Annotated in this window: 17 protein-coding genes and 1 pseudogene; all 18 read left to right on the top strand. The window is 74.3% G+C overall.

Going from position 1 to position 22,702, the window contains the following annotated elements; all coding sequences use genetic code 11:
- The first annotated feature begins 911 nt into the window (after positions 1 to 911).
- On the top strand, positions 912 to 1,208 hold the full coding sequence (locus ACZ4K2_RS35000; RefSeq protein ID WP_467480204.1) for a hypothetical protein: 297 nt from the start codon (positions 912 to 914) through the stop codon (positions 1,206 to 1,208).
- A gap of 281 nt (positions 1,209 to 1,489) precedes the next feature.
- On the top strand, positions 1,490 to 2,113 hold the full coding sequence (locus tag ACZ4K2_RS34995; protein ID WP_467480202.1) for a GNAT family N-acetyltransferase: 624 nt from the start codon (positions 1,490 to 1,492) through the stop codon (positions 2,111 to 2,113).
- 208 nt (positions 2,114 to 2,321) lie between these two features.
- A complete protein-coding gene (locus ACZ4K2_RS34990) occupies positions 2,322 to 2,996 on the top strand; it encodes a hypothetical protein (RefSeq protein WP_467480200.1) in 675 nt (224 codons plus the stop codon).
- 520 nt (positions 2,997 to 3,516) lie between these two features.
- Positions 3,517 to 4,122, top strand: a complete 606-nt coding sequence (locus tag ACZ4K2_RS34985; protein WP_467480197.1) for a hypothetical protein — start codon at positions 3,517 to 3,519, stop codon at positions 4,120 to 4,122.
- A gap of 190 nt (positions 4,123 to 4,312) precedes the next feature.
- Entirely contained in the window at positions 4,313 to 5,041 is a 729-nt protein-coding gene (locus ACZ4K2_RS34980) for a DUF3085 domain-containing protein (RefSeq protein ID WP_467480195.1), read from the top strand.
- Between the two features lie 272 nt (positions 5,042 to 5,313).
- Positions 5,314 to 5,622: a hypothetical protein gene (locus ACZ4K2_RS34975; RefSeq protein WP_467480193.1), complete on the top strand. Its 309-nt coding sequence runs from the start codon at positions 5,314 to 5,316 to the stop codon at positions 5,620 to 5,622.
- 646 nt (positions 5,623 to 6,268) lie between these two features.
- Positions 6,269 to 6,775, top strand: coding sequence for a hypothetical protein (locus ACZ4K2_RS34970; protein WP_467480191.1), 507 nt, complete (start codon positions 6,269 to 6,271; stop codon positions 6,773 to 6,775).
- A gap of 205 nt (positions 6,776 to 6,980) precedes the next feature.
- A complete protein-coding gene (locus tag ACZ4K2_RS34965; protein ID WP_467480189.1) occupies positions 6,981 to 7,436 on the top strand; it encodes a hypothetical protein in 456 nt (151 codons plus the stop codon).
- Between the two features lie 1,299 nt (positions 7,437 to 8,735).
- Positions 8,736 to 13,421, top strand: a complete 4,686-nt coding sequence (mobF, locus tag ACZ4K2_RS34960; protein WP_467480186.1) for a MobF family relaxase — start codon at positions 8,736 to 8,738, stop codon at positions 13,419 to 13,421.
- A 123-nt stretch (positions 13,422 to 13,544) separates the two neighbouring features.
- A pseudogene (locus ACZ4K2_RS34955) lies at positions 13,545 to 14,792 on the top strand (DUF1173 family protein).
- Positions 14,793 to 14,840: 48 nt separating this feature from the next.
- Positions 14,841 to 15,707, top strand: a complete 867-nt coding sequence (gene vph, locus ACZ4K2_RS34950; RefSeq protein ID WP_467480207.1) for a viomycin phosphotransferase — start codon at positions 14,841 to 14,843, stop codon at positions 15,705 to 15,707.
- A gap of 1,547 nt (positions 15,708 to 17,254) precedes the next feature.
- Positions 17,255 to 17,440: a hypothetical protein gene (locus ACZ4K2_RS34945; RefSeq protein WP_467480184.1), complete on the top strand. Its 186-nt coding sequence runs from the start codon at positions 17,255 to 17,257 to the stop codon at positions 17,438 to 17,440.
- A gap of 333 nt (positions 17,441 to 17,773) precedes the next feature.
- Complete coding sequence (locus ACZ4K2_RS34940; protein WP_467480182.1) at positions 17,774 to 19,330, top strand: hypothetical protein; 1,557 nt, start codon at positions 17,774 to 17,776, stop codon at positions 19,328 to 19,330.
- On the top strand, positions 19,327 to 19,566 hold the full coding sequence (locus ACZ4K2_RS34935) for a hypothetical protein (RefSeq protein WP_467480179.1): 240 nt from the start codon (positions 19,327 to 19,329) through the stop codon (positions 19,564 to 19,566). The genes ACZ4K2_RS34940 and ACZ4K2_RS34935 overlap by 4 nt, the downstream gene beginning before the upstream one ends.
- A 259-nt stretch (positions 19,567 to 19,825) precedes the next feature.
- Positions 19,826 to 20,182 (top strand): SH3 domain-containing protein, encoded by a 357-nt coding sequence (locus ACZ4K2_RS34930; RefSeq protein WP_467480177.1) that lies wholly within the window; start codon positions 19,826 to 19,828, stop codon positions 20,180 to 20,182.
- A 296-nt stretch (positions 20,183 to 20,478) separates the two neighbouring features.
- Complete coding sequence (locus tag ACZ4K2_RS34925; RefSeq protein WP_467480175.1) at positions 20,479 to 20,844, top strand: hypothetical protein; 366 nt, start codon at positions 20,479 to 20,481, stop codon at positions 20,842 to 20,844.
- A gap of 851 nt (positions 20,845 to 21,695) precedes the next feature.
- Entirely contained in the window at positions 21,696 to 21,905 is a 210-nt protein-coding gene (locus tag ACZ4K2_RS34920) for a hypothetical protein (RefSeq protein WP_467480173.1), read from the top strand.
- A 544-nt stretch (positions 21,906 to 22,449) separates the two neighbouring features.
- Entirely contained in the window at positions 22,450 to 22,590 is a 141-nt protein-coding gene (locus ACZ4K2_RS34915; protein WP_467480171.1) for a hypothetical protein, read from the top strand.
- Positions 22,591 to 22,702 lie beyond the last annotated feature (112 nt).

Raw genomic sequence — 22,702 nt, 5'->3', positions numbered from 1 at the left:
GCGCGATCCCCGCAACTACCTGGCCTTTCTCGGACTCGCCGCCGCCCTCTGCTGCTACAAGCGCCTTGTCCGCCTCACCACATAGGACACGGTCTAAGCCACGAAGTCGCGGGTTCGAGTCCCGCCGGCGCTACCTCGCACCCACCACCCCCCGGGCGCGGCCACCACCGCGCACACCGGCCGCCCCCGCCACCGGGGACAACCGCCCCGCGCGCCGCCGCCACGGCGTACCGGACGCCCGGCCCGGGGGCGCCGCGCCCAGGAACCCACCCAGCCGCCCCGCGCCCCCCGAGCCCGAGGTGCGGGGCCGCACCCACACCCGGACGCGGCGCCGCCGACCCCGCACCGCAGGCAAGGCCGCCCCACGCCCCCTCGCACGGTCCCCGGACAGCCACCCCGAACCCCGCCCAACCCGCGCCCCCGCCGCGCCCCCGCCGCGCCGACGCGCCCCGCGCCCGCCCGCGTCGAGCAGCATCCCGCCCGCGCCGCCCCGAACCCCGCCCGCACCGCGCCCGCTCGCGTCGAGCAGCATCCCGTCCGCGCCGCCCCGCGCCCTGCCCGTCCCGCCCGTGCCGCGCCTTGTCCGCGGCGTGTTCGTGTCCTGCTCGCGGGGCGCGAGGCGCGCGCGGGCCCCGCAGTCTCACAGGCCCCGGGTGCGGCCGGTGAACAACATCCCGCCCACCCCGGCCCCGCGCCGGTGCCCTGTCCGCACGGACGTCCCGTAACCCGCCCGCACCGCCGTCCCTTGCCGCCCTAACCCCCGTGCCCCCGACCGTGTCACCCACCGGCGCCCCCGCGCCGGCACACCCCAGCACCGCACCGGCACCCGGGCGTGGCCGTGCTGATTCGCCCTGACCGTCCTCGCCCACACCGCGCCCCCTGCCGCACTCACCCCGTCCGAAAGGAACGCGATGACCGCCCCCACCGCCGTGTACGCACGCTGCCACCTGGACGACCTCACCCTGCGCCAAGCCCGCCGCGCCCTGCACACCGCCCGCTCCCGGTGGCATGAAGCCTCCGCCCCTTTGTCCTCCTACCAGCCCGGCCAGTGCCGCCGGTGGGCCCGCGAGGCCCTGGCCGACGCCGCCCGGCTCCGCCGCCAACTCACCGCACTGCGCACCCTGCCCCACCGCTACGTCAGCCGCGAGCAGTGGGCACGCATCACCGCCCGCGCCACCGACCCCGCCACCACCCGGCGAACCGGCTGACCCCCGGCAGGCCCCTCAAGCCCCCGCGCCCCGCCCCCGGGTGCGGGGGCTGACCTGTTCCCTGCCCGCCGCGCCCGCGCGACGTCGCCCGCCACGCCTGGCACGAGCCCGCTCACCGCGCCCGGCGCGACGTCGCCCGTGTTCGGCTGCCGTCCCCGAAACCCCGGGTGACGGACTCGGTTGCCCCGCTAACCCCCAGCCCCGTCACGGTCCGCACCCCAGCCGGACCCCCCTTGAGGCGAGTCCGGCCCCCGCTCTCCCGGACCGAAAGGGCCCCACCCATGAGCAGCCTCCCGCACGCCCCCGCCATCACGATCCGGCCCGTGCAAGCCGACGAACTCGACCCTTACTTCGCGCTCACCCTGCTCGTCGACCTCCACATCCCCGCCGACCACCTCCCCGCCCTGAAGGACACCATCGGACAGGCCCTGAAAGACGAGCGGGGACCTTTCTCCCACGGCTTCAACCACTTCCTGTTCGCCGAAACCACCGACGGCACCCCCGTCGGCGCCGTCCACGTCGGCCCGGCCCGGTGGATGATGGAGCGGAAGATCCCCGCCCACACCCGCCGCGCCCTGGTCGAGCGGGTCTCCAACATCGACACCATCTCCGTCCACCCCGACCACCGGCGCCAGGGCATCGCGTCCACCCTCATGGCCCGTGTCGAAGCCGACTTCCGCGACGCCGGATACCGGGCGCTGACCCTGCGCCACGAACACGACAAGAAGCGCTTCTTCACCGCCCACGGCTACACCAGCCTCCCGCGGTTGGCCGTGGACCTGCCGCCCTTCGGACTGTTCACCCACCACGATCCGGCCTGGAAGTACGCCGTCAAGCCGCTCGACCCCACGGTCACCTTCACCTCCCAGCGCGGCCTCACGACCGTCACCGGCCTCCTGGCCTGACCCCCGCCCGGCATCCGCCCGCGGCCCCGGCCCCGTCCCGCGACGGGCCCGGGGCCCCCGCACTCTGGGCACCGCCCACGGGTGCGGAGACCAGCCCCCGCCGACCCCGCCCGCCCGCTTGCCGTCCTAACCTCCGTGCCCCCGACCGTGTGACCCACCGGCGCCTCCGCGCCGGCACACCCCAGCACCGCACCCACGAGGGGGCCCCGTGACCACCCACGCCCAGCACACCCCGGCCGACCCCACCCCGGCCGACACCGGCCCGGCTGAGGAGGCGCCCGGTAGCACGTACGGGTTCCTCGTCCCCGGCCTGATCACCGTCCACGTCCCCGCCCGCACCGAGGCCGCCGCCCGGTCCACGCTCACCGCGGCAGCCGAAAACACCACCGACCTGCACGACAAAAACCTGCGCATCGGAACCCTGACCGTCACCGCACTGGACCTGGTCCCGGCCGCCGCGAAAATCGACACGATCAACGACACCCTCGTCGAGGACGCACTCCCCGACGCCACCTTCCACATCTCCGACATCACCCGCGTCGCCGCCCGCGTCCTCGGCGAACACTGGACCGCGTCCGCCGGACCGTACGCCGTCACCGGCTACCTGCAGAACACCACCCGCGGCACCGGCATCTACACCCTGTCCGTGACCGAGGGCACCCTCCAGCTCCAGCACGATCAGTGGGCCACCCCGTGCGCCGAGTTCGACGGCAACGACCTGACCACCCTCGCCGACGCCGTGGCGACCGCGGTCCTGGACGACCTGTGCCGCAACGAAACCTGCGGCCAGTCCACGGCCGACGGCGAAGGCCACGACGGCGAGTGCGGCAACTGCGCCGACCGCACCGCGCGTGCCGAGGACCCCGCGCCCGAAGACGACTGACTACCCCCAGCCCGGTCCCGCCCCCTACGCACACCGCGGGGGCGGGGCTGTTCCGTGTGCCGCCGCACCCTGCCCCCCGGCCTCGCCGCGCCCGTACCGCGTCCCGGCGCGCCTCGGCCCGTCTTGCGATCCGACTCCCGGGGCGGATCGCTTAGCTTTCTGACCCCACCCAGGGTCGCCCCCGAAGGCCCCCGCCCTGGCTCGCCCCGCCCCCGGTCGTACCGCGCCGTAGCGGGCGCCTCGCCGGACCGGCCCGGTCGTACCGCCCCCCCTCGCCCGGTCCCGCCCCCCCACGCACACCGTGGGGGGGCGGGACTGTTCCGTGTGCCGCCGCACCCTGCCCCCAGCCTCGCCACGGCCGCACCCCGCTCCGGCCAGGCCCGCCCGCGCGGACCGTGGCGCAGGGCCGTCACACCTGCTCGACCTTCCTACGACAGCACCCACACACCCGTTGCGGACGTAACCACCCAGCCCGGCACGGTCAGCGCACCCACTCACCAACCGTCACAAGGAAAATCCCATGCCGCGCCCCGCAACCCCCGCCCCGCACCTGTTCACCACCCACCAGGCCCTCGACCAGGAACTCACCACCACCGGCACCTGGAAAGCCCTCCACGCCGCCGTGCACGCCTCCACCCCCCGCCTGACCAGCCACACCCGACCCAACCCCGACGGCGAACCCCTGACCGGTCTGCGCTTCACCGAGGACGTCCCCCACACCGGCCCGGCCCGCACCACCGGCACCATCATCGCCACACCCGACGGCCACCTCACCATCCGCGCCTACACGATCCCCGGCCACCGGTGGCTCACCGCCCTCCGCCACCTCGGCACCCTCGATGCCCGCGCCATCCACCCCGGCGCGCCCACCCACCCCGCCGACCCCACCACCCCCGCCTGGTCGCTGCGTCCCCAGCTGAAGAACCGCAGCTTCAGCGGCCACCTCCAGCCGGCCGACCACGTCCAGGCCACCACCCTCACCGAACTCCCCGACACCAACGGCGACGTCAACGCCCAACTCACCATCGCCCCCGACAACCGAGCCGCCTGCCCTACCGCCTGGCTGACCGCCGCCGCGTTCTTCCACGTGCTGGCCACCGGCGCCCCCGCCCGCACCCAGCCCTGACCCACCCCCACCCGGCCCCGCCCCTTTCCGTACACCCGGGGGGCGGGGCCGCTCCACGCCCCCCGGCACCTTGCCGCGCTAACCCCACGGCATCCCACCGTCCATCCCGCAGCGCCCGCCCCGGCCCCGCCGCACCAGCGGGCCCCGCGCACCCCGTCCCTCCACCCCCGAGACACTCCAGGGAACCGGCATGCACAAGCACACCCCCACCGACGACGACCACACCCCCGTCCCGGCCGACGGCCACGCCCCTGCCGCCGATGACCGCGCCTCCACCGTCGACGGCCGCGCCCCTGCCGTCGACGGCCACGCCGGGACCTGCGGTGACAGTGCCGGACTCGTCACCCTCTCCGACGAGACACGGCGACTGCTCGCCCTGCCCGCCGAGCAGCGCCCCGACTGGCTGAACGAGTTCCTCGGCACCATGACCGTCCCGCCGATCCCCGCCACCAGCACCAACCCCCTGCTGGACGTCGTCATGGCCAACACCGCCATGGGGGAGAAGCACTGCACGCTCACCTTCCCCCTCGCCAAAGTCCTCGCCGCCGCCGAACACGCAGCCGCCGCCCACAGGCACAAGCTCGGCTACGGGGAGACCGAGGCCAAGCCCCGCCTGTGGTGGATCAAGAACGACGGCACCTACCTCACGAGCAACGGCCAGGACCCCACCGACACCCCCGACGACGAGTACCCGCCCACCGTCGTCCACGCCGACGGCTGGGGCCCGGGCACCGACGCCCGCTCCATCCTCGGCGGCGACGACTTCCGCGAATCCATCGACCTGACCACCCCCCTCTCCGAGGACGGCACCACCCTGCTCGGCATGCTCCGCGCCGCCGCCACCGAAGGCGCCACCCGCTTCCAGCTCGAAGCCACCTTCGACGACCACCACATGACCCTGACCTACATCACCCAATAGCACCGCCCACCGGCCCCGCGCCCAGGCCCCCATCCCCGGCCGGGGCCGCCAAGCGCACCGCCCACCGGCCCCACGCCCGCACACCCGCCCCTGGCCGGGGCCGCCCGGCGCGCCATCGGCCGACCCCACCCGCACCCGCCCCCGGGGTGGCCAGCCGTGGCCGGCCCCGGCCCTTTCACGCAGTTGAGGACCTAACCCGCCCCACCGCCAACCTCAGCCCACGACCGGTCACCGGACCCCGGCCACACCCCACCTCGTGACAAGGACAGCCCATGCTCACCCTGCTCCGCCTCACACCCCCCGCACTCATGCTCTGCCTGATCCTCAGCGTCCTGCTACGACGACGCCACTTCCGCCCCCACCTCGGGTGGCTCACCGCCTCCACCGGACTCGCCTGCACAGCCCTCGTCGCGGCACCCGTCCACTCCAACCCCCTCTACCCCCTCTACCCCCTCTCCGCAGGCCTGTCCGGCCTCTACCTCGTGCTGGCCCTCACCCCCAAGCACCGCCCCACCCCCCAGGCCCCCCGGACAAACGGACAGCCCCGGGTATCGCTCACCAAGAACGACACCCAGCCGTAACCCCCCACCCCCGCCCGCGGCCGCGCTCACCCCCCCCCGGAAGCGGATCGCGGCCGAAGAAGACGCCCGCGCTGCGCCCCGCCCACCACCACACCCGGCCCCCTCGCAACGGCCCCGTGCCCGGACACCCGCCCCGGCACGGGGCCGCCCGCGTACCCCGCCCCCACGGTGCCGGGGCACCCCCGGCCCGCACCCCGCACCGGACCGCAGCCGCCAAGACCCGCCACACCGGCACCTACTGGTCGAGGGCACCCTCCAGCTCCAGCACGAGCGGTGGGCCACCCCGTGCGCCGAGTTCGACGGCAACGACCTGCCCACCCTCGCCCGACGCCGTCGCCACCGCGATCCTGGACGACCTGTGCCGCAACGAGGACTGCGGCGAGAGCACCGCCGACGACGAAGGCCACGACGGAGAGTGCGGCACCTGCGCCGACCGCACCGCCCTCGCCGAAACCCCCCAACCCGAAGACAGACGACTAGCACCGCCCCACCCCGCCCCCGCCCCCCGCTCCAGGAGGGCAAGGGCCCGGCCTTGTCACGCTAACTCCCCGCCGCCCCACTGTCGGACCCGTCACACCCGCCCCGGCCCCCGCGCCGCCGGCGGCCCCGCGTGCCCACCCACACCGACCGATGCGAGGGACCCGACATGACCGACCCCACCGCCCCCACCACCCCCGAGCACTTCGACGACCTGCTCCGCGAAGTCCTCGGCGAGGACTACCAGCCCCCCGCCCCGCCCAACTGCACACTCGCCTTCCCACTCGACAAGGTCCGCTCCATCGCCGAGCTCGCCGTCACCGCCCGCAAGCACGCCCTCGGCCCCGGCGACCCCGACGCCCGCCCCCGCCTGTGGTGGATCAAGGGCGACGGCACCTTCCTCATGAGCAACGGCATCGACAACACCCCCAACACCCGCGACCCCGACGGCAACTGGCACCACATCGTCCACGCCGACAACTGGGGGCCGGACACCGACCCCTCCACCGTCCTCGGCAGCGAAGACCTCCACGAAACCCTCGACCTGACACAGCCGCTCCCCGACGGCCAGACCCTGATCAACCTGCTGCGCACCGCCCCCGACCACGCCACGCGCTTCCTGCTCCACATCTCCCACGACGACGAGGGCATGGCTCTCACCATGACCACCAAGTAGCCCCACCCTCTTGCGGCCCCGCACCCCGGACACCCGTCCCGGCGCGGGGCCGCCCCCGTGTTTCCCGTCCCGCGCTCCCGCCACCCCGACCCGTATCCCGCCCCCCGGCACCCCGCACCCCACACCCGCCCCACCCGCGCCTCCGGCCGCCTACCGTCCCAAGCGAACCCGCAGGCCCAGGCCACCACCAGAAGGGGGGAGCACCGTGAAACACGACACCACCATCAACGAACTCGCCCAGTTCGCCGGTCTCTTCAGCACCGTCGACCACATCACGGTCCCCGAGACCAACCCGGACACCGACATCACCGAGGAGGTCACCCTCCCCCCGCCGCTCATCCGCCGCACCCAGCGCCGCGACAACACCACCTGGTGGATCCTCACCCCGCCCGGCATCCACGAACGCATCTTCGTCCGCGACCACGCCACCATCACCGTCTACCTCAAGGACGTCGACCCCGGCCGCTTCACCGGCCACGTCCCCCCACACCAGCCCCACGCCCCCCACCCCGCCACACCCACAGCCCCGGCCACGGCCGCCGCATGGCAGCAGCAACCCGCCGCGCCCGCCGCCTACCAGGCCCCCGCCCACGCCACCCCGCAGCCGGCCGCGCCCCAGCGGCCCGCCGCCCCCTGGGCAAACCAGCAACCCCCCGCCTGACCCGCCCCGCCCCGCCCCACTCCCGGCCCCGGCCACCGCCCCGCGGTAGCCGGGGCCGCCGCATGCCCGCACCCCACTCACCGTGACGCCTCCGGCCACCCCGACCGCACCCCACCCCCGTCCCCGCCCGCCGGACCCGACACCTGCGACGGCCGGGCAACCGGCGCGACCGGAGCGGCCGGTGCAGTCCCAGAAGCGACCGCAGGCACCGCAGGAGCCGGCGGAGCCGCCACCGGGGTCGCGGCTACCGGGGGACCGGCTACCGGCCCCGCCCCCGCCGCACGCACGCCCTCCCGCCGCCCACCCGCGGCCACCCGCTCCCCGCCCGCGCTCCCCCTGCCCGACCCCGCACCCTCCCCGGCCAGCGCCTCACGCCCCAACCGCCGCAACTCCTTCACCCGCTCCACCCCCACCCCCAACCGCTGCCCACACCCAGCCACCGTCTCCCCGGCCTCACCCATCGCCAACACCACCCGCGCCGCCTCCACCCGCGCCGCCTCAATCCGCACCCGCCCCCGCTCCCGCACCCGCGCCAGCTCCTCCTCCACCTCGGCAACCACCGCCCGCTCGTCCTCCACCGCCAACTCGAAGTCAGCCACCAACTCATCGAACGCCGCCTCCTTACGCAGCCGCTCCGCCTCCGCCTGAGCCGCCTCCCGCCGCTGCTCCGCCACCCGCAAAGCGGCACGCTCCAACGCCGCCTTCCGCCGCGCCAGCACCCCGCCGGCCTTCCCCTTGCCCCTGGCCCCACTCGCCGCCACCACAGCCACCTCCCGGCCGACCCGGGCCCGCCCGTCGCGGGCCCCGCCCGGCCAGTCTCAGCCGCCCGCCAGCCCCCCACACCACGCGAACCACCCGCGTCCCAGGCCGTAGCACCCCCGTCGCCGCGCCCGGTCCCGCTCACGGGACGGCCGCGGCCCGGGCGGCCGTCGACCGGGGCGAGGGGCACCTCGTCAGCCGGGGGAGGGGCACCCTCCAGGGCGGAGGCGGCCTGTGTGGACACGGGCTGCCGAGTCCGGTTGCCGGTGGGTGCTGGTGGGTGCCGGTGGTGTGGGTGCTGCGGGTCCCGGGTCGGTGATGAAGGGCCGGTGACGGTGGGGGGCGTGTGGTCCCCGGCCGGTGACAGGCCGGTCGCCGCGCACCTCTGGCACTTTTGACGCCGCACCGGGCTCCGGGCCCGGTTTCCCTCCCGGCGGGACGCGTGCGAACGTCGCATCCAGGGGCCTGGGAGGGGCGGGGTCCAGCACCGGACAGCGCCCGCGCCGGCCTGTACGGCGGTGATCTTCTGGCGTGGTGGGGATGACGGTAAAGGGGATCACGGCGGGGCAGGAGCGCTACTACCGGCTGGGCATCGCCCTCGGCGACGGCGCCCAGGGCACCAAGCCGACGGTGTCCTCCGCCGTGCCGGGGGTGCCGCCCGGCGTGTGGCACGGACAGGCCGCCGCGGCTCTGGGACTGTCCGGCATCGTGAGCGACGCCCAGATGCGGGCCCTGTTCGGGCTCGGCATGCACCCCGACGCCCAGGCGATCGCGGCCCGCGAACTGAGCGAGGGGGCCACCCCCAAGCGGGCCATGAGAGCGGCGAAGCTCGGACCGGCCCTCCCGCACCTCGCCGCATCCTCACCGCTCGACAAGGAGATCGAGCAGGTCCTTCAGCACGTCAGCGAGGCGCTGTGCCGCCCGCTGACGAAGGCCGAGACGAAGGAGGTGCGGATGCGGACCGCAGCGCACGCCTTCACCGCCGAGTACCACCGGGCCCCCGCCGACGGCGCCGAACTCGGCCGGTACCTCACCGCGCGGACCGGCCCCCAGCGCCGCGCCGTGACCGGCTACGACCTCACCTTCTCCAACGAGGAGCTGTCGCTGCTGTTCGCCCTCGGCGGCCCCGAGGTACGCAGGACCGTGCTGGAGGTCCTGGCCCAGGCCCGCTCGCAGACCCTGACGTGGATCGAGCACCACGCGCTCGCCGTACGCACCGGCCCGCGCGGCGTGGCCCAGCAGCGCGCCGAACCGGGCCTTGTGGCCACGGTCTACCTCCACTACGAATCCCGCGCCGGCGACCCCATGCTGCACGAGCACGCGGTCATCTCCCCCCGGGTCACAGGCCCCGACGGCCGCTGGCGCAACCTGGACTCCCGGCTCCTGCTGCGCGATGTCGTCGCCGCCAGCGAACTGTTCAACCAGCGCTCCCTGGAACTGATCTGCTCGCGGCTGGGCCTTGCCGCCGAACAGGTTGAGGTCACGCCCGGCCAGCGGCCCGTGATGCGCCTCCTCGGGATCGACCCACGGCTGCGCGCCGCCTTCGCGCAGCGCGGCCACGCCGTACGGACCACCGCGGACGCCCTCTTCGACGACTACCGGCGACGCCACGGCCGACAACCGCACGGCCCGGCCCGCTACGCCCTGCTCGAGCAGGCACGCAGTCGCACCCGCCCGGCCAAGCGCCAGGCGCGCTCGCTGGACGAGCTGCTCGCCACGTGGCGGCGCCGCGCCGTCGCCGTCACCGACCAAGCGACCGTCGACAACCTGCTGGCCACCGCCCAGGCCGCAGCCCTGCGCCGGCCCGCCCCCGCCGCGGTCGACATCACCGCGGCGGCCGGGGAAGTCCTCGCCGCGGTCACCGAGCGGCGTACGACGTTCCGTCGCCGCCACGTCCTGGCCGAGGCACGCCGCTACCTGATGCGGACCCTGGCCGGGGCCACCGCCGCACCCCGGGCGGCCGAGGAGATCACCGAGAAGGTCCTCGCCCACCGTGACTGCCTGGACATCACCCCACCCGAGATCAACCCCCCGCACCCCGACCTCCAGCGGGCGGACGGCACCAGCGTCTACCGGCCCATCGGCTCAGCCACCTACACCACCCACACCCTGCTCGCCGCGGAGAACCGGCTCCTGGCCGCCGCCCGCACCCCCGTCATCCCGCCGGTCGGACGGGGCACCTTCGCCCGTACCGCTGCCCTGCACCGCGGCCCGATGGACGCCGGACAACGTGCCCTGGCCTCCTCCTTCGTCCTGTCCGAACATCTGCTGCTGGCCGGGCTCGGGCCTGCGGGCGCGGGAAAGACGACGGCGATGAAGCTGGTGGCCCGCGCCGTGGACGCCGCCGGCGGCCGGCTGATCCCGCTCGCGCCCTCCTCCCGGGCGGCGAAAGTCCTCGGCAGCGACCTCGACCGCCGCGCCCACACCCTGCACTCCTGGCTGCACCAGCGCGGCCGCGCCGCCCACGGCAAGACGGTCGCCGTGGACTTCCAGCTGCGCCCCGGCGACGTCGTCCTCATCGACGAGGCGGGCATGGCCGGCACCCTCGTCCTCGACCGCATCCTCACCGACGCCGCGGCCGCCGGGGCGGTGGTGCGCCTGCTCGGCGACCCGCAGCAGCTCGCCGCCGTCGAGGCCGGGGGAGCCCTCCGGCTCATCGCCCGCTGCGGCGGCGCGACCGAACTCGACCAGCTGCACCGCTTCCGCACCCCCGGCGAAGCCGACGCCTCCCTCGTCCTGCGCGACGGCGAGGAGCCCCGGGCGGTTTTCACCTGGTACCGGGACAAGGGCCGGATCGTCGCCGGTGACCACGAGGCGATGTGCGACATGGTCTTCACCGCCTGGGCCAAGGACCTGGACAAGGGGCTCACCTCGCTGATGACGGCCGCCGACACCGCGACCGTGACCGCGCTCAACCTGCGCGCCCAGGCCTGGCACATCGCCGCCGGCACCGTCGACACCAGCGCGGCCGCCGCGCTGCGCGCCGGTCAGCGCGCGCACGCGGGCGACGTCATCGTCACCCGCCTCAACCGTCGCCGCATGACCGTGCGCGGGCGGGACTTCGTGAAGAACGGCGACACCTGGACCGTCCAGAAGATCCTGCCCGGCGGGGACGTGGTGGTCCGCCACACCCAGCACCGCGGCCGCATCCGTCTGCCCGCCGACTACGTGGCCGCCCAGTGCGAGCTCGGTTACGCCTCCACCATCCACCGCGCCCAGGGCATGACCGTGGACACCTCGCACGCGCTGGTCTCCGCCCGCTCCCACCGCGAAGGCGTCTACGTCCAGCTGACCCGGGGCGCGCGCACCAACCGCCTCTACGTCGCCATCGAGGACGGCGACCACCTCGACGACGTCCTCACCCACATCGCCGCCCGGCGCCGCGCCCAGCTCTCCGCGACCGAGTCGATCGCCGCGCTGCAACGCGAGATCAGCGCGCCCGGGCAGCTGTCCGCCGAGTTCGCCGACGTCGCCGAACGGGCCACCACCGCCCGCCTGACCGGCCTGCTCGAGCGCACCCTCGGCGCCGACCGGGCCGCGATGTTCATGGCCGCCGATGCCTACCCGGCCTTGATCCGAGCCCTGCACGACGCCGAGCGCACCGGATTCGACCTGCCCCGCCTGCTGGGAAACACCGTGCCCCGGCGCGGCTTCGCCGACGCCGACGACCCTGCCGCGGTACTGACCTGGCGGCTGCGCGAGCGCCTGCGGGACGCCGCCGACGCCCAGCACGACGACCGGCCCCGCCCGCTCGCCGCGCTCACGCTGGCCCAGTTGCACACCCTCACCCGGCTCGCCGCCGCCCACCGGGCCGCTGCCCGCGAGGCACTCGCAGCCGCCGACGCCGCCTTCACCCACCTGCCCGCACCCGTCACCACCCGCGCCGGCCACACCCACCCCGCCTGGGACACCCGCCCGATGGGGGACCTCTCCCGCAGCGCACTCGCCGCCCACCTCGCCCTGGTCCGCACACAGATCCGCCGCGCCCAGACGACGCGGACCCCGCTCTCGGACACAGCCCGACACGTCATCACCGCGCTCACCCACGAATCCCAGCTGCGCCGCGCCCTGCACTGGCGCGACAACGCGCGCGAGGAATTCCAGCGCGAGCGCGCGACGGCCACCGCGGCCCCCGGCGCCACCTCGACAGCCGCCATCCGCGACACCCTGACCACGCGGCGCGCCGTGACCGCCCAGCGGCAACAGACCGCGCGGGCCTCGCTGGCCCGCGCCGACGCCGCCACCGGCAAGATCAACGCCGAACTCAGGTGGCGCGAACGCCTACCCGATCACCCCCCATACCGCCCCCACCACCGCGGTGAGATACCCGACTGGGCCGCCGACCGGCACGCCCTGGCCCACCCCGACACCCCCGAGCACTGGGCCGGCCACCTCGCCGAACGCCACCGCATCCTGGCCCGCTCCCTCGCCGACCGCGGCCACACCCTGGCCGGCTTCCCGCCCGCCTGGGCCCGCCCGCTCGGCCCGCCGCCACCCGCCCACGCCCCGCGCCGCCGCCACGCCTGGGCCATGACCGCAGCCCTCGTGGAGCTGTGGCGCACCCGCCACGCCATCACCGGCGTGCCCGGGCCGGGCCCGCGCCCCACCGACGAGACGGACGCAGCCGCCTGGGACGACCTGGACGCCCGGGTCCGCGCCCTGACCGGACGCCGCCGCCCGCTCCACCTCCCGCCGCCCGACGCCCCCGCTTCCGTCATGATCGAAGCCGCCCTCAGCCACCTCGACACACCACCGCCCACCGGCCCGCTGCCCGACCACCCGGCCCTGCGCGACCCCTTCGGCGTCGCCCCCCTGTCCCACGGCGCCCTGCACGCACGCACCGCGCGGCGCGCCCTGGCCGCCGTTCTGGGCGGTGAGGCCCCGCCCGAAGCCTGGATGGAGGAGATCACCGCCCCCGGCGACGACGAAGACGAGCAGCGCACCTACACCAAGCTCCTCACCGCCATCGGCGACTACCGGCGCCGCCACCACCGGGCCGGCCCCGACGTGCTCGGCCCGCGCCCCGCAGGCCTCGGCAGCGACGAATGGGACCACCTCACCGACGCCATCGACCTCTACACCCACGCCCGCGTTCAGCGCCGCCTGGAACAGATACGGGCCCGCACCGCCGCCGAACGCGCCGCCCTCCTGCCACCGGCCTCACCACCGCACCGCCAGCCCCCGCCCGACACCCGCCCCCCAGGCCAGCGGCCCGCGACCCGCTGACCCGCCCACCGCGGGCGCCACCTCCGGCACCCCGCGACGAGCACCGGGCAACCCCCGCCACTGAAGACAGCAGCCCCGGCCCGGCCCGGCCCTTCCACTCGGCCGGGCCGAAGGGAGACGGACATGGCACCCACAGCAGACCCCGCACGCATCCAACTGGCCGAACAAACCCTGCACCTGACCTGGCTGCGCGAGCACTCCACCCAGGCCGCTCCACTGTTCGCCCGCGCCCGCGCCGAGGTCGGGCACGCCTGGTGCCTGTGCCGCCGCCCCGCCCTGCGCCTGGTCATCCGCTGCACCCGGGCAGGCCGCTACCACGTCGCGGGCTGGCCCGGGGAGGGCGAACACCACCACCCCCACTGCCCCTTCCACAAGCTCGGCCCCGGCCACTGCGGCCGCGACCGCTACCACGCCCAGGCCATCCAGGAGACCGACGCCGGCGTCCTCATCCGCCTGACCACCCCCCTCACCACCTCCCTGGCACAGCCCGAAACCCGCGACGCCACACCGCAGGAGACGGACGACGCAGCAGGCTCACGCCGCTCCCTCAGCCTGCTCGCACTGCTGCACTGGCTCTGGGAACAGGCCCGCCTCAACTCCGCCCACCCGCAGACCCGGCGCCTCACCTGGCGCACGTGCCACGCCCGGCTGCACCACCAACTGCGCGAGACCACCATCAACGGCCACGCCATGGACGAGGCGCTCTACGTCGTACTCCCCTTCACCCCCGCCGCGGCCGACACCAACACCGCCGCCCTCGACGCCTTCCGCGCACGCCTGGGACGCCACGGAACGACCTAACGGCGCGCCCTGCTCCTCGGACAGATCAGGGAGGTGACCCCCACCCCGTACGGCGTCGCCTACCGCCTGGCCCACCAGCGCACCCCGCTCTACGCCCGCGCGGCCCTGCACGCAAGAGCCACCCGCTCCTACCGCCATGCCCTCGGCAAGACGGCCACCGAGCACGGCGCTACACGGATCGCCCTGTTCGTCGTCGAGCGCACTCCGAAGGGACATCTCATCGCCGTCGACCTGGCCGCGATGCTCACCACCGACACCTTCATCCCCGCCGACTCCTCCCACGAGATCGTCATGGCCGACGCCCTCACCGCCCACGGCCGCGCCTTCGGCAAGCCCCTGAGCTACGACAGCGCCGACGCCGTCCTGCCCGACTTCGTCCTCACCGACGTGACGCCCCCGGCCTACGTCGAGGTCTACGGCATCCACGGCCGCGAGAGCTACGAACAGCGCAAGGCCGCGAAGCGGGAGATCTACCAGCGCCGGCAGGCCCGGCTCATCGAGTGGGACATCACCCACCCCCTCCCCGACCTCACCCATCCCGACCGGCACCCACCCGCACTCCACCCCTGACACGGGCCACCGCGCCGGCGCGACGACTGGAAAGGGGAGACTGCACTCATCATGGGAATCACGGAGACGCACCGCGATCTGCTGAGCCGACTGCTGCCCGAGGACACCGTGGACGAACTCGCCGTCCGCGAGGGTCAGTTCCACCAGGTGGTGATCGGCTCGGATCGCGTGGTGTGCCTTGCCCGCACCCAGGCGGCCGCCGATCGGCTGCCCGGCCGGGCAGCCGTGCTGCGCGCCCTGGCCGCGACCGACCTCGGCTTCCGCACCCCGCAGCCGCTGTCCGAGGGAGGCACCCAGGGCACGGACCAACCGCCTCACCTGGTGCTGAGCCGGATCCCCGGAGCGCCGCTGGAGGAGGAAATGCTCGGCCGCCCCGAAGTGGCACAGGCTGTCGTCCGGCAGTACGTGACCCTGCTGCGCGGGCTCGCGGCGGCGGGTGACGAGGAGAAGGTGCGCGCCGCACTGCCGAAGGCTCGCGCGGACGAGTGGCAGAAGTTCGCCACGGCGGTGCGCACTGAACTGTTCCCACTGATGTCCACCGCAGGCCGGGAGCGCGCCGAGCACGAACTCGCCGCGCTCGACGCCCTGCCGCACCTCACCTCCGCCGTGGTCCACGGCGACCTCGGCGCCGAGAACGTCCTGTGGGAGACAGTAGAGGGAGTGCCCCGGTTGAGCGGCGTCGTCGACTGGGACGAGGCCGGCATCGGCGACCCGGCCGAGGACCTGGCCGCCATCGGGGCGAGCTACGGCGACGAACTGCTGGGCCGGGTGCTCGCCCTCGGCGGCTGGGCCGACGACGGAACGGCCGAGCGGATCTCGGCGATCCGCGGCACCTTCGCCCTCCAGCAGGCCCTCTCCGCGCAACGCGACAGCGACGAGGACGAACTCGCCGACGGCCTCAGCGACTACCGGTAGAGACCGCCGGGCCGGACGCCGGCCCGGCCGGAGGGGCGGACGCATGCCTGGCTCTCCAAGGCGCACGGTGAGCAACAGCCCGACGGACGCCTCCACCCGGGGGCGGCGGTTGGCGAAACGGGGAGGAGTGCCGCCCGGTCGACCTTGCCCTTACGCAGCAGCGGCAGCGCGGTCACCGCGGCGATCCGGTACGGCAGCAGGGCGCGCGGCAGCCGCCGTGCGCAGTGCTCCGCCACCTCCCGCCCGGTGGCGGAGCTGCTGTCCGAAGGGACGAAGACGCGTACAGGGGCAGGAGTCCGCGGTCGTCCCCCACGGGGAAGACAGCAGCGGCCGCGACTCCCGGGCAGGTCGTCATCGCTCGCTCCTCCTCGGCGGGCTCGACGCGTACCCCGCCCCCGCACCTGGAGCCGGCCGGCGCGGCCCGCGTGGACGAGCGAACCGGCGCGCAAGGCTCGCACCAGGTCACCGGTGCGGTAGAACCGTTCGCCGGCGCCGGGAATGAAGGACGCCGTGGTGAGGACGGGACGGCCGGTGTAACCCCGGGCGACGTCAGGCCCACCGATCCACAGCTCGTCCGGCCCGTCACCCGAGGGGACCAGGACATGGCGGTGCGGAGCAGCTGGCGACCGATGGGCACAGGGTCGTCGTCCTGCGGCGCCGGGTCGGCCGGGCCGCCGAGCTCCGCCGCATGGGTGACCATCACGATCTCGGTCTGTCCATGGATGTTGAACAGCCAGACCGGGTCCGGCACGTCCGGCCGAGAGGGGGACACGAGAGCACGTGGCCGCCTCACGAGGTCTGCGGGATGCGCGCCTCGTTCATCCCGCACACCCCGCCATGGTGCACGCCGCGCGCGGACGAACCGGACGTCCAGCCCCTCGAAATGGCCCACCGCGACCGGCGGCCAGGCAGGCGGGCGGCCTCCGCCGTGGCGCCGACGAACGGGGCTAGGACGAGCCCACCGAGCCACCAGCGCCACGGCCTATACGGTGCGCGCAGCACGCGCGGTCAAGAACGCCGGACCGGATAGGCGGTGGCCACTGGGGCGACCGATGGCCGCAGCTGGGAGTGGCGGTGGCGTGCGCACCGGATGCCCCCTCCCGGACCGAGCGGTCCCGAGCGTGGTTGGGAGCCCACCCTCACCAAGCCAAGCTGAAGAAACAGTAGGCCGAGGCGGCCAGAAGGAAACAAGAAAAAATAACGCGACCGCGTCTACTTTTTCCGGGTGAGAATGTGAGATAAACGCTTCTCGCCTTGCTTGGCGACATGGGGTCTCTAAAAGGTATACCCGCTGGTCAGAGCGCTCGTGATGATTCCATGGAGCGCAGGCTTCGGCTTACTCGCCAGACTGTCATTCAAGCCCTCGAGAAGCGGTGTCTGGCAACTCTTCCTCGGGTCGAGTCTGCGCTGTAATGGGACTCCGGCAAGCCGCCGCCGCACGGAAGGAGGCCGCCCCCGGCAGGGCGGCCCCCTCGAACTCCGTGCACTGCAAAATGCATTCGACAGCAACGGAGATACCCATCATGGCAGGACGACACAACCGGATCATGGCCTCGAAGGACTCGGCTTGGGCGTCGATCAGTCGGCCCACGCCCACGGCCACCGGCCTTCTCGGTCTGGCACTGGTGCAGGCCGCAGACCTGACCCTCGAGGGCCAACCGCTTGTGGGCGGCGCCCTTGCGACGGTCGCCCTGGGCGCGTTCATGAAGTCGATCATCAGCCGGGAGTACTGACCGGGGGAGCGGTGCGGGGCGCCGGTCACGGTGCCCCGCACCAGCTCGTAGTCGTCCAGGAGGATGCCGACTCAAAGGGGAGGCGATGGCCGGACCGGGGACTGCGGTGGTGCCCGAGGGCCACTACCCGCGCGCCGCGTCCGGCAGCCGCCTCTTCCCAGGCCCCGTCCCGCTCCGCGGGGCGGAGCCTGCGGCTGGCCTCCCTTGCCGTCCCGCAGGGCGGACCTTTTCCGGTGCGCCCGCCGGTGGTGATCACCGGCGGGGCAGGCTGCCGCCAGCCGCCGTCCACGGGCCGCGCGGCACTCCCACCGCCGAGCCGGAAGGCCCCCCTTGATGAGTGAGCAGCTCACCCCCCTCCCTGACGACTTCCGTACGTGGCTGGCCGGGCAAGGCCCAGACGCTTACGCCCTGGCGTGGGTGACCGCCGGGGGTGAGCCGGCCGGCTTCGACGATGCCGAGGCCCCGCGGGTGGGGGAGAGCGGGATCGCCCGCGCGGGCGCCGACCTCACCCGCATCGTGGTGCAGGACGTCGCCCACGGGCGGGCCGAGTCCCTGCGCCGCTGGCTGCAACTGGACAACCCAAGGACGCACCTGGCCATCCTCACGGCCGAGGCCGGCGGCCTGCGCGAGTACACCCCCGGCGAACTGGCCGCCGAGCTGCTGCGCGACCCGGCCGTCGACGACGCCCACCTCACCGAGCAACTGGCCGACTGGCTGCACCGCAAGCACGCCGAGGTGCAGCAGGGTCCCGAGTCCGGCTGGAGCGCCGCGGGTGCCGCCTGGACCTGCCACATGCGCGCCCTGGCCGACTGTCCGCCGCCTGCCGTGCTCACCGCGGCCCTGCAACGGGCCGCAGAGGTAGACGAGCCCACCGCCGACCTGGTGGTCGGCACCGGGCTGAGGATCACCGGCCTCCTCGACCGGCTGGAGCACGCCCACCGCACCCGCACCGAGCTGGTCGAGGACTGGCACGCGGTGAAAGCCCTGACCGCCGACGTGCCGGCGCTCGCGCCCATCGCCGACTGGCTGCTCGACCAGATCGCCCTGCGCGACGCGTCCGCCCAGCAACTGCGGGCCGTCCTCGAACCGGACCTCACCGACTACCGGCGCGACCGGCGAGCCGACCGCGCACAGCCGGGCACCGGCCCGGTCCTCGACGCGCCGCGCGCCGAACACCTGGCCCACGCCCGCGCGGCCGTCCGCGCCTACACCGCTGACGCCCACTCGGGCCGCGAGAGCCAGGCGCAGCAACTCCTCGACGCGTTCCCGGCTCCCGCCCGCGCCCTGTCCACCAGCGGCCCGGCCACCGTGTGGCGGGAACACTCGGCGACCGCGGCCGACGCCGCCGAAGACCTGGCCGCGCAGCGCGCCGCCACCGGCAGCGAGGACAGCACCCGCTTCTTCGCCGATCCGGAACTGCTGCACGCACAGGTCTCCTACCTGGCCGCCCGCGAAGGCCAACTGCACTCCCTGCACGACGCGCTCGGCCGCCTGGCGTTTCCCGCCCAGCCCCCGCGCAATGTGCCCGCGGAGCTCGCACCGGTCGCGGCCGCGCAGACCCGGCGCCGCGTCACCGAAGCCTTCGGCACCCTGCACCGCGCGGCGCAGGCACTGGACGGCCAGATCCACTACCAGCTCCAGCAGCCGGTGCCCGCCCACCGCAGCGCCACCACCGAAGCCGAAAGCGACCTGCTGACCCGCGCCCGCGCCGCCCTCGAGCACCTCGCAGACCCCGCCCCCTTCGACGCGGAGCGCATCCGCGCCCGCCTGCAGGCCATGGCCCGCCCCGCCACCCCGACAGCACCCGCCCCGGCGGCGCCCACCGCCCACGACGCGGCCCACACCCAGGCCCTGACCGCCGGCCCCACCGCCCTCGGCATGACGCGATGACCTCCATCCCGAGCACCGTCCGCCGCCTGCTGGGCGCGGCCGGCCCGCTCATCCGGCGCGCTCTGCCCCACCTCGCCGCGGCCGTCATGGCCGTACTCGCGTGCGGCGCCGCCCTCGCCGCCGCACACGCACTCCTCGCCCGCGCCCGATGGTGGCCGGCCGGAGGGTGCCCGCTGGCCGTCATCGCGCTCGCCCTGCTGGAAGCGGCACTCCACCTGCCGCACGCGTGGGTCTGATCGCCCCCGCCCTGCTCATGCCGCTGGGCGCCCGGGCCCCGGACACCCACCCCTGCCCGCGCGGGCGCTCGGTGGAGCCGGGCTGCGCGCGCCCGGCATGCCCGAGACCAGCGCTGCTCCCGCCTCGCGGACCAGCACCCCAAGTCGCCGTCGCAGGCCGTGGGAGCCGGGCCGCCGGCCACGGCACCGGCCACGCCCGGTACGCAGCATCGATGCGGCCAGACCACTTCCGCGCCCCGTCCGTCGAAAGGGCTCCTCGATGATCCGCCGTATCGCCATTCGCGTCGCCGTAGTCCCCGCCGTCCTCGCGGTGGCCGCCGCCGCAGCCCTGACGGTCACCACCGCCCCGGCCGCCCACGCCGTCGGCGAGAACCGCCTGTGCACCCGCAACTGGGCCAACGTGCCCGCCACCGTGGGCAAGAACGCCTGGAACCTCCGCTCCGGCAACTCCACCGGCTACAAGAGCCTCGGCTACCTCTACCGCGGCGACAAGCTCACCGTGCTGTGCAGCAGGGGCAACTGGGACTACACCAAGATCACCAGGTCGAAGTCCGGGATCAAGAAGGGCACCACCGGCTGGGTGCGCGCCGACGGCCTGGTGAACCTGGCGGGCTGACGCTCAAGCCCGCACCCCGCACCCCGCACCGCGGCACCCCGGATCCAGCGCCCTCCCGCCGCCACCGGCGAAGTCCAGCGGCCGATCCGGCACCGCAGAGGGCAACACTGCTGGTGAAGCGCCTGCACCCCGGGCCGGAGACCGCGCGGAGCCCGGGAAAACAGGCGGGCGCGGCCCGACGACAACCAGCCCGCTCCGGGCCCGGCCACGGACCGCCGCAACGCTTCCCAGGCCAGCGGCCCACCACAAGCGACCACACAACACCCGGTTCACGAAGCCCCGCGAAAGAGACCTCCATGAAGACACGCGTCCGCGTCGCGACCACCCTGACGACCGCGGCACTCGCCGTCGGCGCCCTGGCCGTGAGTCCCGCCTCGGCGTACGGCGTGCACAACGTCCGCGACTACGACACCACCATCGGAGGCGGTACCGGCATCCGCTTCCACACCGCCCCGGGCTACAAGACGCCGGCCAAGGGACTGCTGGCCACCGGTGACAGGATCAGGGTCACCGCCACCAGTCCCGGCGGGTTCGGCAACTGCTTCTGGTACAAGGCCACGCTGAAGGCCAAGTCGCGCAACGGCCTGGCGAAGGGCACCACGGGCTGGGTCAACTGGGCCTTCGTGCACAAGGACGTCCCCAAGGGCACCCAGGGCTGCTGACCCGCAAGACCCCGCAGAGGGCCGGCCCCGCGCGGCACGACCCTGCCGGAACGCGAGCACGCACGTCTCCAGCACCCGGACACTGCCGGGAGCAGGCAGCCCGCGACATCCGCCCGACTGTCACGACGGGCGGCACTCCACCGCGCCGGGCCGCCGCGATGGATCACCTGGCGGAACCCCACGCCGGGCGGTGCGGCTTCCCCTCCCGCCCCCGGGAACGGGAGCGAACAGAGCGGCCCGGCCGGCGCGCGCACCGGATGTCCTGTCGCGTATGAGGACACAGAACTGCGCCGGCCGGACGGCCGGACATCTGCGAAGCCGTGAGTACTGCGGGAAGGCCGCACTGGACTTCCTCTCGCACGCGTGGCCCCGTCTGGCCGAGACGGACGCCGCGGCCACCGTCTACCAGGATCCGCACTGGCTGTGGGGGTGGGCCCGGCACCTGCCGGATACCTGCGAGCCGGTGATTGCGGCGGCCATGGCCGGCCGGCCACGGCCCGGGGTCCGGTCGGCGCGGGTTCGCCGGCGAGCATCCATCCCCATGTCGTGAGGGAGATCCGGTGCGGCTTGTCCCGGACACTTCCCGGACAGGGCTCTGGCCAGGCCGGACAGCCCATGCTCTGTCCGGGACAGCTTTCCCGCCTCGTTTTCTTCTCTGCCCCCGCCATGCTTGAGGCCGTCAGTCGGGGTCGACCCGGTTGAATCCGTAAGCAGCTGAAAAGGAGTACATCGTGCGCATTCGTTCTGCCCTAGGTGTCGGACTCGGTGCAGCACTCGCGCTTGGCGCTCTGGCTGCGCCCGCACAGGCAGCAACAGCCTCCGCGCCGCAGTCGTCATTGCTTGCCAGCTGCGTGGAATGGGACACCGACAACTACACGTACGGCGCCCGCTGTGCGACGAGCCAGGCGTACTACGCGAAGGTCACGTGCACCAACGGGTCCACCAGGAAGACGGCACGTGGGGTGATCACCAGCGGTGACAAGTGGTCGTATGCCTACTGCTCCTCCTTCGGACCGGGCTACTACAAGGTCGCCGGAAGCGGAGGCGTGGTCTACTCCTGACATGGACAGCTCGGTGAGCGACTGCAGGGTGTTCTGCTGACCGTTCGCCTGGAGGCAGCAGCATCGCCCGTGCCCGACATGGACACGGGCGATGCTGCTGGTCCGCGTCGTCCAGGAAGAAGTACCGCTCCGGCTCCGCCCGCGAGGGCGCCTCGCAAACGACCTGTACCGGGCCTGCTCGTCCGTCAGGAACCCGACCGCCGCAACAGCTCTCCGAAGATCGACAACAGCAACCCTCGAAGGCTCCGACGCCCAATCACCCCAGGTCGAAGACCCAAACGGACCGGAGAGAGAGTCCTTAGCGCACGACCTCGCACCCCGACGTCACGCTGCTGCCCGTGTGCGGGCCGGTCCGCCACACGGATCGCGATCACGGTGTCGGAGGGGTTTTGTTCCGCTGTCGAGACCGGCGGAGCAACTCCCCTCCCGTCTCCGGGGATTGATGGGCTTCGCCCGCTTTTGTCTCTGGCGGTGTGTGGCGGCCCATGCTGAGATCACTGCTGTCCAGCCGACGCTTCACCACCTTCACCGAGGAGCCTTCGCGATGAACCAGCGCCCGTTCATGTTCCCCCGGCTGTCCGCCGTCCGTCCGCCGGCCTCCGCCCACCCGGCCTTCCGCCCCTCCGGCCGGCCGGGCGAGGACCTCGACGAGCACCCGTTCACCGCGCCGGCGGAGCACCCGTAACGGCACAGGCAGCCCCCACACAAGCGCCCGCCCGGGCCCCCTCCCACCCATCCCCCCGGGCGGGCGCTGCCGTATCCGGGACCCGTCCCGCCCCCCTTTCCCCGACCAAGGA

Source organism: Streptomyces sp. NPDC025833, from assembly GCF_055558055.1.
The sequence above is the reverse complement of the archived record's forward strand: the minus strand, read 5'-3'. Positions and strand labels throughout refer to the sequence as shown.